The sequence below is a fragment of the Gordonia neofelifaecis NRRL B-59395 genome, assembly GCF_000192435.1.
Classification (GTDB): Bacteria; Actinomycetota; Actinomycetes; order Mycobacteriales; family Mycobacteriaceae; genus Gordonia; species Gordonia neofelifaecis.
Map to the genome: position 1 here is coordinate 26,749 of NZ_AEUD01000007.1, position 15,473 is coordinate 42,221.

Annotated in this window: 21 protein-coding genes; 18 read left to right on the plus strand and 3 right to left on the minus strand. The window is 68.8% G+C overall.

All coding sequences use genetic code 11. The annotated features are described in order from the left end of the window. Window positions 1-91 precede the first annotated feature (91 nt). The 6 genes from SCNU_RS09450 (at window position 92) to SCNU_RS09475 (ending at window position 5,476) form a co-directional block, all read left to right on the plus strand. Window positions 92-316 carry an MbtH family protein gene (locus SCNU_RS09450; protein WP_009679141.1) on the plus strand — a complete coding sequence of 75 codons (225 nt, stop codon included), beginning with the start codon at window positions 92-94 and terminating at the stop codon, window positions 314-316. A 275-nt stretch (window positions 317-591) separates the two neighbouring features. Further along, window positions 592-930, plus strand: coding sequence for a hypothetical protein (locus tag SCNU_RS09455; RefSeq protein ID WP_139025925.1), 339 nt, complete (start codon window positions 592-594; stop codon window positions 928-930). A gap of 43 nt (window positions 931-973) precedes the next feature. After that, window positions 974-2,176 (plus strand): sensor histidine kinase, encoded by a 1,203-nt coding sequence (locus SCNU_RS09460; protein ID WP_040518171.1) that lies wholly within the window; start codon window positions 974-976, stop codon window positions 2,174-2,176. Next, a complete protein-coding gene (locus SCNU_RS09465) occupies window positions 2,173-3,231 on the plus strand; it encodes a hypothetical protein (RefSeq protein WP_238526419.1) in 1,059 nt (352 codons plus the stop codon). The genes SCNU_RS09460 and SCNU_RS09465 overlap by 4 nt, the downstream gene beginning before the upstream one ends. 11 nt (window positions 3,232-3,242) lie before the next feature. Further along, the gene (locus tag SCNU_RS09470; protein WP_040518172.1) at window positions 3,243-4,388 is read left to right on the plus strand and encodes an ATP-binding protein; all 1,146 of its coding nucleotides are present in this window, start codon (window positions 3,243-3,245) and stop codon (window positions 4,386-4,388) included. Further along, complete coding sequence (locus SCNU_RS09475) at window positions 4,385-5,476, plus strand: hypothetical protein (protein WP_009679146.1); 1,092 nt, start codon at window positions 4,385-4,387, stop codon at window positions 5,474-5,476. The genes SCNU_RS09470 and SCNU_RS09475 overlap by 4 nt, the downstream gene beginning before the upstream one ends. 53 nt (window positions 5,477-5,529) lie before the next feature. On the opposite strand, the gene SCNU_RS09480 is transcribed toward SCNU_RS09475, so the two are convergent. Both SCNU_RS09480 and SCNU_RS09485 read right to left on the minus strand, forming a co-directional pair. Continuing rightward, a complete protein-coding gene (locus tag SCNU_RS09480; protein ID WP_009679147.1) occupies window positions 5,530-6,033 on the minus strand; it encodes an MTB12 C-terminal domain-containing protein in 504 nt (167 codons plus the stop codon). 57 nt (window positions 6,034-6,090) lie between these two features. Next, on the minus strand, window positions 6,091-6,849 hold the full coding sequence (locus tag SCNU_RS09485; protein ID WP_040518140.1) for an acetoacetate decarboxylase family protein: 759 nt from the start codon (window positions 6,847-6,849) through the stop codon (window positions 6,091-6,093). A 170-nt stretch (window positions 6,850-7,019) separates the two neighbouring features. Here SCNU_RS09485 and SCNU_RS09490 point away from each other — a divergent pair, with 170 nt between their 5' ends. The 8 genes from SCNU_RS09490 to SCNU_RS09525 all read left to right on the plus strand — a co-directional run bounded on the left by SCNU_RS09490 (window position 7,020) and on the right by SCNU_RS09525 (window position 12,218). Further along, window positions 7,020-7,718 carry a DNA-binding response regulator gene (locus SCNU_RS09490; RefSeq protein ID WP_009679149.1) on the plus strand — a complete coding sequence of 233 codons (699 nt, stop codon included), beginning with the start codon at window positions 7,020-7,022 and terminating at the stop codon, window positions 7,716-7,718. A 230-nt stretch (window positions 7,719-7,948) separates the two neighbouring features. After that, window positions 7,949-8,230 carry a response regulator transcription factor gene (locus tag SCNU_RS09495; protein ID WP_083812585.1) on the plus strand — a complete coding sequence of 94 codons (282 nt, stop codon included), beginning with the start codon at window positions 7,949-7,951 and terminating at the stop codon, window positions 8,228-8,230. Then, entirely contained in the window at window positions 8,227-9,477 is a 1,251-nt protein-coding gene (locus tag SCNU_RS09500) for a sensor histidine kinase (protein ID WP_238526420.1), read from the plus strand. Before SCNU_RS09495 ends, SCNU_RS09500 begins: the two co-directional genes overlap by 4 nt. Next, window positions 9,474-10,514 carry a hypothetical protein gene (locus SCNU_RS09505; RefSeq protein WP_009679152.1) on the plus strand — a complete coding sequence of 347 codons (1,041 nt, stop codon included), beginning with the start codon at window positions 9,474-9,476 and terminating at the stop codon, window positions 10,512-10,514. The genes SCNU_RS09500 and SCNU_RS09505 overlap by 4 nt, the downstream gene beginning before the upstream one ends. Before the next feature lie 232 nt (window positions 10,515-10,746). Then, on the plus strand, window positions 10,747-11,115 hold the full coding sequence (gene rplN / locus SCNU_RS09510; RefSeq protein WP_009679153.1) for a 50S ribosomal protein L14: 369 nt from the start codon (window positions 10,747-10,749) through the stop codon (window positions 11,113-11,115). 3 nt (window positions 11,116-11,118) lie between these two features. Continuing rightward, window positions 11,119-11,436 carry a 50S ribosomal protein L24 gene (gene rplX, locus SCNU_RS09515; protein WP_009679154.1) on the plus strand — a complete coding sequence of 106 codons (318 nt, stop codon included), beginning with the start codon at window positions 11,119-11,121 and terminating at the stop codon, window positions 11,434-11,436. 1 nt (window position 11,437) lies between these two features. Continuing rightward, window positions 11,438-12,016, plus strand: coding sequence for a 50S ribosomal protein L5 (rplE, locus tag SCNU_RS09520; RefSeq protein WP_009679155.1), 579 nt, complete (start codon window positions 11,438-11,440; stop codon window positions 12,014-12,016). Between the two features lie 16 nt (window positions 12,017-12,032). Then, the gene (locus tag SCNU_RS09525; protein ID WP_006895617.1) at window positions 12,033-12,218 is read left to right on the plus strand and encodes a type Z 30S ribosomal protein S14; all 186 of its coding nucleotides are present in this window, start codon (window positions 12,033-12,035) and stop codon (window positions 12,216-12,218) included. Window positions 12,219-12,357: 139 nt separating this feature from the next. Here the strand turns inward: SCNU_RS09525 and SCNU_RS09530 are convergent, their stop codons facing one another. After that, a complete protein-coding gene (locus tag SCNU_RS09530; RefSeq protein WP_009679156.1) occupies window positions 12,358-12,597 on the minus strand; it encodes a DUF5652 family protein in 240 nt (79 codons plus the stop codon). Window positions 12,598-12,728: 131 nt separating this feature from the next. Here SCNU_RS09530 and SCNU_RS09535 point away from each other — a divergent pair, with 131 nt between their 5' ends. The 4 genes from SCNU_RS09535 to moaA are packed head-to-tail and all read left to right on the plus strand — an operon-like array spanning window position 12,729 to window position 15,381. Then, complete coding sequence (locus SCNU_RS09535; RefSeq protein WP_009679157.1) at window positions 12,729-13,409, plus strand: trimeric intracellular cation channel family protein; 681 nt, start codon at window positions 12,729-12,731, stop codon at window positions 13,407-13,409. Window positions 13,410-13,466: 57 nt separating this feature from the next. Further along, a complete protein-coding gene (locus SCNU_RS09540; protein WP_009679158.1) occupies window positions 13,467-13,949 on the plus strand; it encodes a MogA/MoaB family molybdenum cofactor biosynthesis protein in 483 nt (160 codons plus the stop codon). Beyond that, a complete protein-coding gene (locus SCNU_RS09545) occupies window positions 13,949-14,377 on the plus strand; it encodes a molybdenum cofactor biosynthesis protein MoaE (RefSeq protein WP_009679159.1) in 429 nt (142 codons plus the stop codon). Before SCNU_RS09540 ends, SCNU_RS09545 begins: the two co-directional genes overlap by 1 nt. Beyond that, complete coding sequence (moaA, locus tag SCNU_RS09550; protein WP_009679160.1) at window positions 14,374-15,381, plus strand: GTP 3',8-cyclase MoaA; 1,008 nt, start codon at window positions 14,374-14,376, stop codon at window positions 15,379-15,381. The genes SCNU_RS09545 and moaA overlap by 4 nt, the downstream gene beginning before the upstream one ends. Window positions 15,382-15,473: the final 92 nt, after the last annotated feature.

Here is a 15,473-nt window from a genome sequence, read left to right on the forward strand (position 1 = left end):
AGTGGATGAATGTCGGGAGGACCCCGGCGACCCGGTGAAATGCTTTTGGAGAATGTGATGTGCTAGGTGTGCATCGCAGGAAGGACAAGACATGACGAACCCCTTCGACGACGAGAACGGACGCTTCTACGTTCTGGTGAACGAGGAGAACCAGCACTCGCTGTGGCCGACTTTCGCCGACATTCCGGCGGGCTGGACGAAGGTGTTCGGCGAGGAGAGCCGAGAGGCCTGCCTCGAGTACGTGGAGAAGAACTGGACCGACCTGCGTCCGCAGAGCCTGATCGACGCGATGGCCGCCGATCAGAAAAACGCATGATTCGGACAAGTCCGATGACATTCGATAGGTGTCCTACGAACATGTGACAAGGATCTCATTTTTTGTGATCCGCGTGTCGCGACGAACAATCCATCTAAAAGGCCAGGTCACGGGCGGCGACAAGGTATCGAAAAGGTTAACGGAACAGCTCTTTTGTGTCAGCGACGCGATGCCCCTATGCTCCGCGCCCCCGATGCCGATAGCCTGGTTCCCAGGTGGTTTCCAGCCGGAACCCCTCGAGAATCACAGCATGTGGCACCCGGAAGGGTATGGAGATGGACAACTACGCGAGCGTCGACCGCAAGGAGTGGATCCGGAGTCTCAGCGTGCATCTGGCCGATCGGGCCGATGCAGCACCGTGGATGACTGCTGTTCGCATCGGCGATCAGAGCGTGACGTACGGCGACCTCGTCGACTCCCTCCATGGCTACCGCCGGGTGATCGATGCCGAGTACATGTCTGTCGAGAGCGCGTTGACCGCATCGGTGATGCACAACATGCCGGGTCTCGGTTCGCTCGCGCCGCGCGATCTCGCTCGCGCGATGCAGGAGATCGTTCAGTGGCTGGGCCGGGATCTCCCCACCGCGGGTGTCGGGCTCCGCTCCGTCGTCTGAGTCGTTCCTCCCGCGGTGCTCCGCATAGCCGAGCCGGGGTGTGATGCCCGGCCGCAGTGAGCAGCCGTCGGCGTCGTCCCGCATGCAGTCCACGGGAACGATGGTCTTCGGGGTCACCTACCTCGGTATCTTCCTCCTCGCCCCGAGTGATCTGTCTCAGTACGCCTCGCTGACCGCGGACTGGTGGGCCTGGCTCAGCGGCGCGGTCGTCGTCGCGTCGGCGCTGGCGTTCTTCGTCGGCGGACTGAGTCGCCGAGTCGAACTGCTCGCCCCCGTCGCGTACGTCTGCGCTGCCGCCTATCTCCTCGTCGCCGTTGCGTGGTTCATCGGCTGGACCGGGCAGTCCGGGGCCGATTCGTCCGCGAGCGCCTTCGACTTCGGGCTGGTCTTTCTGCCGCAGGTGGGCAGTTGCGTTCTGGTCCTGTGCGACCGCATCGCGGCCGCCGTCGTCAATCTGCTGGTCGCGGGCGGGCTGAGCCTGTTCGCCGCCGCAATCGTGTCCGGCGGGGCGGACTGGACAGACTTCGTATCGGCTTTCTGGGCATTGTCCCTGGCGAGCATCTATCTCGTCATCTGCTGGGCGGTGATGAGCGGGGCACGGCGCTTCGACGAACGCCGGCGGGCCGCGGGTGCCCAGACGGCCGAGCTCCTGCAGAGCAGGGTGCGCGACGCGGAGCGCCGGCGACTCGACGCGATGGTGCACGATCGCCTCATCGCTCTGCTCATGGCGCTGCGGCCCGGACCGCTCTCCGAGGGATTCCGGTGGGCGATGGGGAGCGTGCTCGACGAGATCGCGAACTGGTCGACCGACACCGGGACGGGGCGGGATCAGGTCGCCGCGACCGAGTTCGTGCAACGACTGCGGGTGTCGGTGGACGAGTTGGGCAGCGGGCTCGACATCGAGACCATCGTGACTGCGCCCCGTGATGCGGAGTATCCGGCGGCCGCAGCCGACGCGATCGTCGACGCCGTCGGCGAGGCCGTGCGGAACTTCCACCGCCACGCGGGCCCGGGGGCGGCGGGCGCGATCCGCTGCGGTGTGGAACCCGATCGGCTGTCTGCGGTCGTGGTGGACGACGGCGTCGGATTCGATCCCGCAGCCGTGCCCGCCCACCGGATCGGTGTGGCACTCGGCATCCTGGAACGGATGCGGCAACTGGAAGGCGGCAGCAGCCGCGTGGTGAGCGAACCCGGACACGGCACCCGAGTGGAGCTGATGTGGGTGCAGAGCGGCGTCCGTCCATGAGCGAATCCGCGGATCTGCAGCGATCGATCACCGAACCGGCAGTGCGGCGCGCGCTGATGGCGGTGCTGATCGTGTATCTCGCGGGGTCGGTCGTCCTCATGATCGTGCAGGGGGTCGTCGACTCACCCGGGCAGTCGTACTGGCTGGGCGTCGTCGCCGGGTTCGTGCTGTACACCTGCGCATTCGGGTTGGCGCTGGTGCCGCGCCCGGGACGATTCGGGAGACGCCCGGCCGTCGGGGTCGTCGTGCTCACCCTGGCCGCGCAGGGCGCGCTCTGGTCGGCGCTCGCCAACGACGGTTCGGCGGACGCGAGGCTCTACCTGCCGATGTTCGTGACCGCCTTCGTCGTGGAGACGGTCGTGGTGTTCCGAGGCAGACTCCTGGAGGCGTGGATCGGGGCGCTCGCCGGCATCGCGCTCACTGTCGTCGCCGGCACGTCGACGGATGCCACGCATTGGTGGAGCACGGTGCAGACCACGACGGTGCTGCTGCTGGTGGCGGCGACCGCGGCGACGACCGCGCTGGCGCCTCTCTTTCGGGAGATCGACGCGCTCGCGATCCGCCACGACCGTGCCAGCGGCGAGGAATGGGCGGGTCGTGCGGCGAGCGCCGCGCGGGACGAGCGCATCGCCAGGATCGACGGCTTGGTCCGCCCGCTGTTCGAGAACGCGATCGATGCCGATCGGGTCACGATCGCCGATGTGCAGCGAGCCCGCCTGATCGAGGCCCGCCTGCGAGACGGGATCCGGGCCCCCGCATTCGACACCGCGCAGGTACGTGAGGCGGTGTGGCGCGCGCGCTCGCGCGGCGTATCGGTCACCCTGCTCGACGACGGCGGCCTCCGGGATGTGGCTCCGGAGGACGCATCGGTGGTCCTGGCCGAGGTGATTCCCCGACTGTGCGCCGAACTCGGCTCGCTCACCACCGGTGAGATCGTGGCCCGGGTCTCGCCGCCGGACCGCACACCGATCGCCGCCGTGACCGTCGCCCGGCCGGACGTTCGCCGGCGCGTCGAGTTCGGCGTCTCCGGCGCGACGCGGGTGGTGGAACTGTGAACGAACTCCGCATGCGCCGTGGCGTGGCAGTCTGCATGGCCATCACCACGCTGATCGTGCCGACGATCATGGTGAGCTACTACGACCAGGTGATCTCGCTGGTCGCGGTGTGGTGGGTGCCGGTGAGCATCGTTCTCGTCGTCGGAGCCGCAGCGGCCCTGCTGGCCGATGCGACCCGCGGATCCGGCCGGCTGATCGGACCGCTCGCGCTGACGCTCGGTGCGGCCAACGTGACCGTGGTCGTCCTGTGGCTGATCGCCTGGACGGGCGACGCGGCACCGCCGTCGTACGGCTCGCCGCCGATCTGGCCGGCGAACACCGTGGTCCTGCCTGCGATCGTGATGGCCACCGTGTACCGCGCAAGGGTGCCGGTGCTGTACGCCGGGTTCGTCCTGCTGCTGCTGGCGACCGCCCAGCAGTACGTCAAGCAGGGACAGTTCGGCGTGCTCGGCTATGCGAACTCGTTGCTGACGGCCGCGTTGGTCGGAGTGTTCCTGACGCTCGAATACTCGACGATGCGGGCGGTCCGCGCCGCCGACGAGCGTCGCGAGCAGGTTCTGTCCGCGAGTGCGCGCGCGGCGAGTCGCGCCGCGCGCGTGGCCGAGCGTGAGAGGCTCGACATCGTGGTTCGGGACAAGGTGATCGCGGTGCTTCGCCAGGTGTCGGAGGGCGTGCCCGAGCCCCGGCTGCAAGCCAAGGCGACCCAGACACTCGCCGACCTCGACGGCAGGAGTCGATCCCGGCCGCCGCCCGCCGAGATGTCCGTAGCGGAGACCTCCCTGCGCCTGCGCGAAGCGGTGAACGCGGTCGCCGACGACCCGATGACCGAACTGACCGTCCTCGACCCGGACGCCCATTACCCCTACCGCCTCGGCGAGGCGCTCGTCGATGCGGCGGCCGAAGCCGTCGGCAATGCCGTCGCGCACGCGGGCCCGACGGCCGCATGCGCCCTGATCGGCGTTTTCGACTCGGATCTGATCCGGCTGCGGGTCGTCGACGACGGGGTGGGTTTCGACCCCCGGCGGATCCCTGCGGACCGTGCGGGCGTCGAACTCGGGATCCTTCGCCGGATGCGGGAGCAGCCGGGCGGCGGAGCCTGGATCGACTCGTCGACGACTGGCGGCACCATGGTGTCGTTGCACTGGCGTCGGCCGTGACCGCGTCGCGTACGGATCCGGGCGCGACGGGATCCGAGACGATCGCCGGCATGATGGGTCTCGGCCGCCGGGGCCTCCGGGTCGCGGTCGGTGGGGTGATGGCCGCCTATGTGGCGGTCGGCCTGATGCTTCCGTCCCTCGAACTGAGTCCGGCCCGGTGGGTGGCCGCGGTCCTCGGGTCGGTGGGGCTGGCCGTGTCGCTGTGGCTGGCGGCGCGCGGTGAGGAGGATCCGCTCGGGCGGTCGGCGACGATCGCAGTGGCGGTGATCGGCGCAGTGGCCGGCGCGGCCGTCTGGTGGTCCATTCCGGTGGGACCGACGAACTGGGTGCGACCCGGCGCGCCGATGGTGGTCTATGCGATCGCGATGTGTCTACTCATCGTCCGCGGACGGGTGAGATGGGCCTGGCTCGGCTTCCTGGCCGTCGTCGGCGTCGCGGCGGTCGCTGCAGCGGTGTGGGGGTGGAGACCGGGAACGGTGGTGCCGGTGGTGCTGAGGATGCTTGCGTCGATGGTTCCGGTGACCCTGATGATGGCGTTCGTGCGTCCCCTGCTGGCCTTCTCCCGGGTGCTCGACCGCCGGGAGGTGGCAGCGGTGGAGGCCGAGGCGGCCCTGGCGGCGACCGTCGCGCAACGTGCGCGGACGCTGGCCGAACTCGATCACGAGGTGCGGCCGTTCCTCGAGCACGCCGCGCGCGGCGGCCACTTCTCGGCAGACGATGCGGTGCGCGCGCGCCTGCTCGAAGCGGCCTTGCGCGACGAGGTGCGCGGCCGCGGGTGGATGTCACCGGAGGTCCGGGCGGAGGTATCCGCCGCTCGGGAACGAGGCGTCGCGGTGCGGCTCTTCGACGACCGCAGCGGGGACGCGGGCGCGGTGCGGGACCGCGATCGGATCCACGCGGAACTGATCGACGTGCTGAGCGGCGCGGACCGCGGCAGCGTCACCGCACGACTGGTTCCCGCGGCCCGCGCGATGGTCGCGGTGATCGCCGAGTCGGACGGTGCGTCCGTGCGGCGGCGGGTCTGCGCCGTCGATGAGTCCGGCGAGCCGGCCTGGACACGAGACACCGGCGGCACGCTCTCGATGTGAGAGGGTGCCGCCGGTGTCGGAACGCGTGGTGCCGGCGCGTCAGTGCTGCAGCATCAGTGCTGGGGCATCATCGACGTCAGCGTCGTGACGGAGGCTCCCGCCAGCTTCCACTCGCCGTCCTGCTTGACCATCGCGAGGTTCAGGTCGACCGGCTCGGGAGCATGCGGCGACTTGATCGCGGTCACGGCGACGGCCTTGTTCTCGCCGTCGGCCTTGACCGACTTCACGGTGTAGGCGTCGGGGGTGTAACCGGCCTCGTTCGCGGCCTTCGAGAACGCGTTCAGTGCCTCGGCGGCGCCCGGCGTGGAGGTGTCGAGGACGGTCGAGAGTTCGGCGACGGTCGTGTCGCCGTCGACGGCCTTGCGGACGATGACCTGCGCCTGACCGTTGTCGAGACCCGCGACGGCCACGGTGGCCGAGGCGCTCGCGGGTGCGGACGCGCTTGTCGCGGATGCGGAGTCGTCGTCGGAGCTCGAGCATGCGGCCAGGAGCGCGGTGGCGGCGGCGAGTGCGGCCACCGCCGCGGCGGGACGACGCAGGTTGCGGGAAACGGTCATGACTCTCCTGTGTTCGGTCTGAGTAGTTTAGGCGAGCCTAACAGAATTTCCGGGTGCTCAGCCCGCCGGGGTGATGACCGTCGCGTCGTCGAAGACCATCGACAGATCGGCCACGGAGCTGGCCATGAGTGCGGTACGGGAGAGGTCGAGCCGACGGAGCTCGTCGGCCATCGGATGATCGCCGAGGGTCAGCCTGGCGCCGCCGATCCTGGTGCGGGTGCCGACGGTCGACGTCAGTCGCCACGGTGTGCGACGGGTGACGCCGTCCAGTTGCGAGTACGCCTGGAGGACGGTGTCGCGCGCGGTGTCCGGCACGGGCAGGCCTCGCCCGACGGTCAGGTCGGCGATCAATCGGCCGTCCTGGCTGACGCGTCCGTGCTTGACGGCCGAGTCGTGGTCCACGTCGAAGTCGGCGAGAACCTTGGGGAAGCCCCAGATGCCTCGGCCCGCAGCCATGGTGAACTCGCCGTCGACCGGCAGCTGGTGGATCAGCGCGTGTGCATCGCCGGAGCCGAGCGAGCGCAGCGTGCGCAACGGCGAGGCTGCGGCACCCGGCGGCTGCATCAGGAAGCAGACCCCGAACTCGTTGTACGGTCCCAGGTCGCCGTCGCGGTAGTCGACGAACACCACCATGCAGATCGCGCGGCCTCGGCGGACCTCGAGCGGTGCGAGATCGGCGGCCCCGCGACGGCGGACGGCTGCGGCCACCGCTTCCGTCGACGCGGTGAAGCCGGCCACGAAACAGCGGGCGGAGCGGATCTGGACGGGCATCGTCACGTCTGTGCCGAGCACGTCGTGAACATCGTGAGCAGTCATTCGGGTCACGCTACGAGACAACGGTGCTGTTACGGGTGGGTTCCCTGGTGAACTGGACGACTCCGGTCACGGACTTTAGTCCCACGAACGGGTGATCGGGCGGCTCTTGTCGGAGGGGTCGGCTATTTTTGACGTGTCCGAGATGTCGAGGTCGGGCCAGGAATGGGGAGATGACGAACTTGATGGATGAGCGTGGTGATCTCGCTGGTGAGCGGCCCGGCGTCGTCCGCGTGGGCATGGTCGACGACCATCAGTCCCCGGTGTGGGGCATCGAACGGATCCTGGAGGGTCAAACCGACCTCGAACTCGTCGAGGCCGCGCCCACGGTGGCGGAGCTGTTGGCCAAGACGGCCGATCTCGACGTCGTGATCCTCGATCTCCGGTTGAATGACGGAACCACGCCGCGGGAGAACGTCAACACCCTCGCCGATCGGGGAATCGTGACGGTGGTCTACACCTCGGGCGAGCATCCCGACCTGTTGAGATCGGCGGCGCGCGCGGGCACCCTCGGCGTCGTCCTGAAGTCGGCCTCCGAAGAGGAGGTCCTGGCGGCGATCCGCGCGGCGGCCGGCGGCGAAGAAGTCCTGACAACCGAATGGGCGGCCGCCATCGACGGCGACCCGAACCTCGACGGCGTCGACCTCAGCCCCCAGCTGCAACGCGTTCTGACGTTGTACGCCTCCGGAGGCACCTCGATCAGCGTCGGCCACGAACTCGGGGTCACTCCGGACACGGTCAACGAGTACCTCAAACGGATTCGGCAGAAGTACGCCGACGCCGGCCGTCCGACGCGGACCAAGCTGGACCTGTTCAAGCGTGCGGTCGAAGACGGCTGGCTTCCGATGCCGCACCGAGACCACGCGCCCTGACCCGTGGGTGGACGGGTCCGGTCGGCGGGTCGTCGGGCACTGTGACCTCGGGTTCGGTGTCACCAGTTCTGGGTCTACCGGGCGACGCCGGACCTTCGTAACGTTTGTGTCGAACCTGGGCGACTCATCTTCCGGGTGCACTTATTCAGCCGGTCGGGGATTGATCAGGAGGATCGCCTGTGAGCGTTGCCGAACTCGAGATCGGAATCAACGGTGGGCGAGCGTCGCAGATGACGTCGCCTGTCATGGAGGCGGTCGTACCGCATCTGGTCCCCACGCAGCCTGCGCGGCCCGCCCTGTCCACGCGTGAGGTCGAGGTGCTTCTCGCTTGGATGGCTGCGGAATCCAAAGAGGACGCCGCGCACAAGCTCTTCATCTCCCAGTCGACCGTGAGCACGCACATCTCACGGATCCGCGCCAAGTACGCGGCCGTCGGACGCTGTGCGCCGACCAAGGCGCACCTGCTCGCGCGCGCGCTGCAGGACGGGTATACGACACTAGAGGAGTGGTGACCCGCACTCTTACCGAGCGACTCCGCCCGCTGCCCGGATTTCGGGACAGTGGGCGGAGCCTTTTCGCGCGCCCGGTCGAACACGGTCGCGGCGAGTTGGACCGGTTGCGGGTCGCACTCGCCCGGCTCACCGGCGCCGGGTATGTGGTCTACACCATCATCGTGCTGCCGCAGATGATCAGTGAGGCGGCCGGCCGCGTACCTGCGTGGTACCCGGTGGTCGGGGGCCTGCTGGCATTCGGCCCGGGGGTCGCGCTCTTCGCGGTGTCCGTCGTCCGGCGGTGGCACGCGGCGATCGCCGCCGCGGCGATCTCGTGTGCCGTCGGAGCGCTGGGGGCGGCCGTGCTGTGGCTGCTCGTATGCGAGTCCGGTTCGGACACGTCGCCGATCTGGATCCTGGACTTCGTCGGGCTCGCGGGCCTGGCGGTGGTGCTCGTCCGTCCGGTACTGGAGGCGGTCGCCGTCCTCGTGGTCGGCAAGCTGGCCGGTGCGGCGGTCGCGGTGTGGAACGTGGATGGAGTCGACGCGTGGGCGGCAGTCGAAGAGGCGCTGTTCGGCATCGTCTTCACCTCGCTGTGCATCCTGCTCGTCCGGCGGGTGCTGCAGGTCGGAGCGGACCTCGACGAGTCGCGTGCGGATACCGAACGTGCGGTGGCGCGGAACGTCGCCAACATCGAACTGGCCCGGGTGGATGCGCTGATCCACGATCACGTCCTGTCGACCTTCGTCGCCGTCGCCGCCGATCGAGACGACGCCCGGGTGCCTGCGCAGGCGAGCGAGGCACTGGTCGCGCTGGATCGCCTGGCCGCCGACGATCTCGCGGAGGCCGACGTCCCCGGGCCCGAACTGGTCGCCCGGCTGCGCGCGGTGATCGGCGGAATCAGCAGTGACCTTCCGGTGACCGTCGAGGTCGCCGCCGACGCGCCGTCGTGCCCGGCGGAGGTCGTCGCGGCGCTGGCCGAGGCCGCGGCCGAGGCCGTGCGGAACAGTGCCGCACACGCCGGGCCCGATGCGGAGACCGCGGTGTACATCGGCGTCCGCGCGGATCTGGTCCAGGTCGTCGTCACCGACGACGGCGTCGGATTCGATCCCGAAGCCGTCGGCGACGACAGGTTGGGACTGGCGTTGAGCATCCGGCACCGAGTCGGAGCTCTCGTGGGCGGCGAGACCGCGGTGATGAGTACTCCCGGGCGTGGATCGACGGTGCGGCTGTGGTGGACACCGGAGTCCCGTGAGGACCACGCGTGACCGCCGGCGATCCCGTGCCGGTCGCGGGTAAGACCTCCGATGTCGCGACGATGCTCGGCCTCCGCAATCCGGCCGCGGCCTTTCTCGCCGCCGGAGCCTGGCTGGCGCTGCTGTTCATCGGCGTCGCCAGCGGCGGCATCGAGGTCCCGGTGGCCTATCTCGCGGGCTTCGCGCTGCTCGGGGGTGGATGGTTCGTCGTCTTGGCCTCGCCGTCGGATCCCATGCGCCTGCCGGATGCGATGATCGCAGCACTGACCGCCGCCGCGGCGTGCGGTCTGGCGGTCTCATCGACGGACCTCGGCGACCGGGCCGTGGTCCTGGCGCTCGGCGGGTCCGCGGCGCTCACATTCGTGATGCTGGCCGTCCGGGGTCGTACCGGCGTCGCCTGGCTCGGTGGGCTGGTGAGCCTGATCGCCATCGTCGTGGCCGCAGCAGCACGAGGTGAGGACATCGCGGTGGCGGTCGGGATCGTGATGCCGGGGAACACCGGGATCCTGGCGATGGCTACCTTCTTCGCGATGCTGGTCCGACCGCGGGCGCAGCAGATCGGCGCGCTGCGCCGCCTGGGTGAGCGAGACCGGCAGGCCGAAGGCGTCCGGATGGTTCGGGACGCGCGACTGTCCCGGCTGCAGGATCAGGTCCGACCGCTGCTGGAGTACATCGCCTCGGGCGCGCGGTTGTCGGACGATCAGGTCGCGGCATGCCTGCTGATCGAAGCGGGTCTCCGTGATCGGATCCGGGCACCGGGTCTGGATGCGCCAGAGGTCGCGGACGCGGCCTGGGATGCGCGTGGACGCGGTGTCCGGGTGCTGCTTCTGGACGATCGTGAGAAGGCCACATGGGACGACGAGTCGGCGCAGTTCGCCAAGGTCCGTGACGCGGCTGTCGGCGTACTCGTGGGAGCGCGGGCGGGTGCTCAGGTGACGGTGCGACTCCTCCCGGAGCGGCGCGACAGCTTCGCGACGATCGCGATCGCCGAGGGCGGTCAGGTCCGGCGGATCGATTTCCCGACCGGAGACCTCGGCGACGTCGAATGAACGGGTTTCTGCAGGTCCGGGGCCCACATCGATTTGGCCGACGCTACGAGTCTGGCCTACACTAGAGCGGTTGCCTGCGGTGCGTGCACCGCAAGTCGAGTCGCGAACCCACTGCAGCGGACTCCGAATTCCGGAGAACGCCCAGGCAGGCGCGGATTTCGATGGTGACAGACCGTGTGCGTCGGGTCGGAAATCCGGCGGACATAAGTATCCAGGTCAAGGAGACTACGCAGTGATTCAGCAGGAATCGCGGCTGCGCGTCGCCGACAACACCGGTGCGAAGGAGATCCTCTGCATCCGTGTTCTCGGTGGTTCGTCGCGGCGCTACGCCGGCGTGGGTGACGTCATCGTCGCCACCGTCAAGGACGCCATCCCCGGCGGAAATGTCAAGAAGGGTGAGGTCGTCAAGGCCGTCATCGTGCGCACCGTCAAGGAGCGCCGTCGCCCCGACGGTTCGTACATCAAGTTCGACGAGAACGCGGCCGTCATCCTCAAGAACGAGAGCGACCCGCGCGGTACCCGCATCTTCGGCCCCGTCGGCCGCGAGCTGCGCGACAAGCGCTTCATGAAGATCGTTTCGCTCGCACCGGAGGTGATCTGACCCATGAAGATCCATAAGGGTGACACCGTCATCGTCATCGCGGGCAAGGACAAGGGCGCCAAGGGCAAGGTCATCGAGGCCTACCCGAAGCGCGAGCGCGTGCTCGTCGAGGGCGTCAACCGCATCAAGAAGCACACCAGCGCCTCGGCCAACGAGCGTGGCGCCGAGTCGGGCGGCATCGTGACGCAGGAAGCTCCGATCCACGTCTCGAACGTGATGATCGTCGACGCCGAGGGCAACCCGACTCGCGTCGGTTACCGTCGCGACGAGGAGACCGGCAAGAACGTCCGCATCTCCCGCAAGACCGGGAAGGACATCTGACATGACCACTTCTGAGAAGGTCCAGCCCCGCCTCAAGGCCAAGTACCGCGAGGACATCAGGGGCAAGCTGAACGAAGAGTTCAACTACGCCAACGTGATGCAGATCCCCGGCGTCGTCAAGGTCGTCGTGAACATGGGTGTCGGCGACGCCGCCCGTGACGCGAAGCTGATCAACGGTGCGGTCGCCGATCTGGCGCTCATCACCGGTCAGGCTCCGGAGATCCGCCGCGCGCGCAAGTCGATCGCACAGTTCAAGCTGCGCGAGGGCATGCCGATCGGTGCGCGCGTCACCCTGCGTGGCGACCGCATGTGGGAGTTCCTCGATCGCCTCGTGTCGATCGCGCTCCCGCGTATCCGCGACTTCCGCGGTCTGAGCGATCGCCAGTTCGACGGCAACGGCAACTACACGTTCGGTCTGAACGAGCAGTCGATGTTCCACGAGATCAACATCGACTCCATCGACCGTCCGCGCGGTATGGACATCACGGTCGTCACCTCGGCCACCACGGACGACGAGGGCCGTGCGCTGCTTCGCGCTCTGGGCTTCCCGTTCAAGAGCAACGACGCAGCCGCGAACTGAGATAGGGACAACTGAGATGGCAAAGAAGGCTCTGGTCAACAAGGCCAACAAGAAGCCCAAGTTCGCAGTCCGGGGTTACACCCGCTGCAACAAGTGCGGTCGTCCGCACTCGGTGTACCGCAAGTTCGGTCTGTGCCGCGTGTGCTTCCGCGACATGGCACACGCAGGCGAGCTGCCGGGCGTGCAGAAGTCCAGCTGGTGACTTCCCGCCGATAGGCATATCGACGACGACCCCGTCTCCCGTGAGGGAGGCGGGGTCGTTCCGTTGTTCCACGTGAAGCGGCCGCTCTTCGCGAATCAGGCGGGGTGTCGGGACCCCCGTATCGACGGTCCCGACGATCTCACTGCGGTCCGGCGGGCGTGGCCCTGCGTCCGCGCAGCAGGTACACCGCGGGCAGGACGCCTGCCGAGTTGACGACCGACAGCGCCGCCGACCACACCAGCTTCGACCCGTTCACTTCCTTCTTGTCGCGCGACCGCAGATCCCGGATCGCCCAGACCCGCAGGCCGGCGTCGACGGCTGCGATGGAGATGATGCCCGCGCGTGCGGCGGGCGGAAGCTCGGACCATTTCTTTGCCATGACTCCAGTCTGCCAGGCGCGCAGTGCTCCACGGGACGCCGTCGGCGTACGGATGCCAGAGGCCGGCGATGCGCTGCGCTAGATTCACCTCGGACGCGTCTCGCGTTCCGTCATGACCCGGAGGCTGCCCTATGTCGTTGTGGATGGCGTCGTCGAATCTCGACAACGCGGCGTCGCTGCTCCATCACGGAGGGGAGCTCATCGGCATCGTTGCGTTCGCGGCGTCCGGAGCCCTGCTGTCGGTGCGACGGAACCTCGACATCGTCGGTATCGTCCTGCTCGCCGCGGCCACCGCTCTCGGCGGAGGCATCATCCGCGACGTCATCATCGGCAAGACGCCGCCCACGGCGTTCACCAATCTGTGGCTGGTGGCCGCCGCGGTCGGCACGGCGCTGGTGATCTTCGTGTGGCAGCCGCCTGCCCGCCTGACGCGGTGGCCGTTGGACGTCACCGACGCGGTCGGCCTCGGACTGTTCGCGGTGACCGGCACCGTCACCGCCTACGACTACGGTCTCGCCGCGCCGAGCGCCGCGATGCTGGGCCTGACGACGGCGATCGGTGGCGGCATCATCCGGGACGTGCTGTCGGGCACAGTTCCGGCCGTGCTTCGTTCCAACGAGCATCTCTACGCGATCCCGTCGCTGGCCGGCGCGGCAGTGACCGCAGTGCTGCTGCATCTCGACGTGTACCGGCCGTGGGTCGGGCTCCTGTGCGCCGGATCGGTGACCGTCGTGCGCATCGCCTCGCTGAGGTACGGCTGGCACGGTCCACGACCCTGGTACACCAAGCGCGAACGCCCAGAGGAGAGTTGACCCGCAGCGGCGGGCAATCGTTCGCCGTGACGGCGCCGACGTGGCAGGCTCGAACATGTGGATCCGAATCAGAAGCGCGCGACGGTGATCACCGTGTCGGACCGGTCGTTCGCCGGTGACCGCGAGGACGTCTCCGGGCCGCTCGCGGCCGAGTTGCTCGGTGAGTCCGGGTGGACGGCGGAGGTGATCGTCGTGCCAGACGACCGGGATGCGATCGCGAGCGTGATCACCGAGGTCGTCGATGCCGGCGCCGGCCTGGTCGTCACGACCGGGGGCACCGGCGTCGGACCGCGAGATGTGACTCCTGAGGCCACCGAGCCACTCCTGTCCCGCGTCCTGCCCGGGGTGGCCGAGGAGATCCGCCGAGTCGGCGTCGTGGCGCTCCCGCATGCGATGCTGTCGCGGGGCCTGGCGGGGATGCGGAACGGTGCGCTCGTGGTGAATCTGGCGGGCTCGACGGGCGCTGTCCGGGATGGGGTGCCGGTGGTCCTGCAGATCGCCGACCACGCCGTCGCGCAGGCGGCCGGAGGCGATCACTGATGATCGTTCTCTGTGCGATCAGCGAGCATGACCTGGACGTCGCCGCGCACCTGAACGCCGTCGCAGCCGACGACGCCGGAGCGACCGCGGTGTTCGTCGGTACCGTCCGCGACAATGATCCGGACGCGTGGGGACGCGTGGTCGAGCTCGAGTACAGCGCTCATCCGGACGCCGAGCGCTTCCTGCGCGCGATCGTCGAACAGGTGGACCGGCCGGACCTGCGCATCGCGGTCAGTCATCGTGTCGGCCGGCTGCCCGTCGGCGGTGTCGCGATCGTCGCGGCGGTGTCGTCGGTGCATCGGGGCGAGGCGTTCGACGTCGACCGCCAGCTGGTCGAGCGGGTCAAGGCCGAGCTGCCGATGTGGAAGAAGCAGATCGAGAGCGACGGCTCGCACACCTGGGTCGGCCTGGGAACGGTCGCGACATGACGGCGTCGTCGGAGGGGCTGGTCGACAAGTTCGGCCGCGTGCACCGAGACCTCCGGATCTCGCTCACCGACCGATGCAATCTGCGCTGCACGTACTGCATGCCCGCGGACGGGGTCCCGTGGATTCCCCGGCCGGAGCTGCTGACGTCCGACGAGATCGTCTCGCTCGCCGTGGTCTTCGCGTCGCTCGGGATCCTCGAGATCCGGCTCACCGGCGGTGAGCCGCTCCTGCGGCCCGACGTGGTCGACGTGGTGCGCAGGCTCGCCGCGATCGAGGGCGAGCGTGGACCGCTCCGCGTGTCGATCACCACGAACGGCATCGGGCTCGCGAGACTCGCCGAGCCGCTGGCCGAGGCCGGTCTGGAGCGTTTCAACATCAGTCTCGACACGCTGCGCGCCGACCGCTTCGCGACACTGACGCGACGAGACCGGCTGACCGACGTCCTCGAGGGCATCGCCGCCGCACAGGCCACCGGGCTCCGTCCGCTGAAGATCAACACCGTTGCGATGCACGGGACCAACGACGACGAACTCGTCGACCTCGTGCACTTCGCGCGGGACCACGACGCGCAGCTTCGGTTCATCGAACAGATGCCGCTCGACGCCGGGCACATCTGGTCGCGCGTACGGATGGTCACCGGTGAAGCGATTCTTGACGTGCTGTCGGCCGAGTTCACCCTCGACGCCTGCGCCGGGCGAGGCTCCGACCCGGCCCAGCTGTACTTCGTCGACGGCGGACCGACGACGGTCGGCGTGATCGCCTCGGTGACCGCGCCGTTCTGCGGCTCGTGCGATCGCGTTCGGCTCACCGCCGACGGTCAGCTCCGCAACTGCCTGTTCGCGCGGGACGAGTCGGACCTGCGGTCCTTGCTGCGCTCGAGTGCGTCGACCGACGACGTCGCCGCCGCGATCCGCGCCTCGGTGACCGCCAAGCTCGCCGGCCATGGCATCGACGACCCCGGCTTCCTCCAGCCCGACCGCCCGATGTCCGCGATCGGCGGCTGACGCCAAGGCTGGTCGAATAGTTCCCAGGCCGCCCCCAGGCTGGTCTCAGCGTGAGGGTTGAGTGGCCCCAGGCCGCCCCAAGGTTGGTCGAG

Excerpts from the sequence above, each read along its gene's own strand:
- SCNU_RS09455 (WP_139025925.1), top strand. The coding sequence starts at position 592 with ATGGACAACTACGCGAGCGTCGACCGCAAGGAGTGGATCCGGAGTCTC.
- SCNU_RS09535 (WP_009679157.1), top strand. The coding sequence starts at position 12,729 with ATGTCGTTGTGGATGGCGTCGTCGAATCTCGACAACGCGGCGTCGCTG.
- SCNU_RS09495 (WP_083812585.1), top strand. The coding sequence starts at position 7,949 with ATGACGTCGCCTGTCATGGAGGCGGTCGTACCGCATCTGGTCCCCACG.
- moaA (WP_009679160.1), top strand. The coding sequence starts at position 14,374 with ATGACGGCGTCGTCGGAGGGGCTGGTCGACAAGTTCGGCCGCGTGCAC.
- rplE (WP_009679155.1), top strand. The coding sequence starts at position 11,438 with ATGACCACTTCTGAGAAGGTCCAGCCCCGCCTCAAGGCCAAGTACCGC.
- SCNU_RS09470 (WP_040518172.1), top strand. The coding sequence starts at position 3,243 with ATGCGCCGTGGCGTGGCAGTCTGCATGGCCATCACCACGCTGATCGTG.
- rplX (WP_009679154.1), top strand. The coding sequence starts at position 11,119 with ATGAAGATCCATAAGGGTGACACCGTCATCGTCATCGCGGGCAAGGAC.
- SCNU_RS09525 (WP_006895617.1), top strand. The coding sequence starts at position 12,033 with ATGGCAAAGAAGGCTCTGGTCAACAAGGCCAACAAGAAGCCCAAGTTC.
- SCNU_RS09490 (WP_009679149.1), top strand. The coding sequence starts at position 7,020 with ATGACGAACTTGATGGATGAGCGTGGTGATCTCGCTGGTGAGCGGCCC.
- SCNU_RS09480 (WP_009679147.1), bottom strand. The coding sequence starts at position 6,033 with ATGACCGTTTCCCGCAACCTGCGTCGTCCCGCCGCGGCGGTGGCCGCA.
- SCNU_RS09530 (WP_009679156.1), bottom strand. The coding sequence starts at position 12,597 with ATGGCAAAGAAATGGTCCGAGCTTCCGCCCGCCGCACGCGCGGGCATC.
- SCNU_RS09485 (WP_040518140.1), bottom strand. The coding sequence starts at position 6,849 with ATGACTGCTCACGATGTTCACGACGTGCTCGGCACAGACGTGACGATG.
- SCNU_RS09460 (WP_040518171.1), top strand. The coding sequence starts at position 974 with ATGCCCGGCCGCAGTGAGCAGCCGTCGGCGTCGTCCCGCATGCAGTCC.
- SCNU_RS09450 (WP_009679141.1), top strand. The coding sequence starts at position 92 with ATGACGAACCCCTTCGACGACGAGAACGGACGCTTCTACGTTCTGGTG.
- SCNU_RS09545 (WP_009679159.1), top strand. The coding sequence starts at position 13,949 with ATGATCGTTCTCTGTGCGATCAGCGAGCATGACCTGGACGTCGCCGCG.
- SCNU_RS09465 (WP_238526419.1), top strand. The coding sequence starts at position 2,173 with ATGAGCGAATCCGCGGATCTGCAGCGATCGATCACCGAACCGGCAGTG.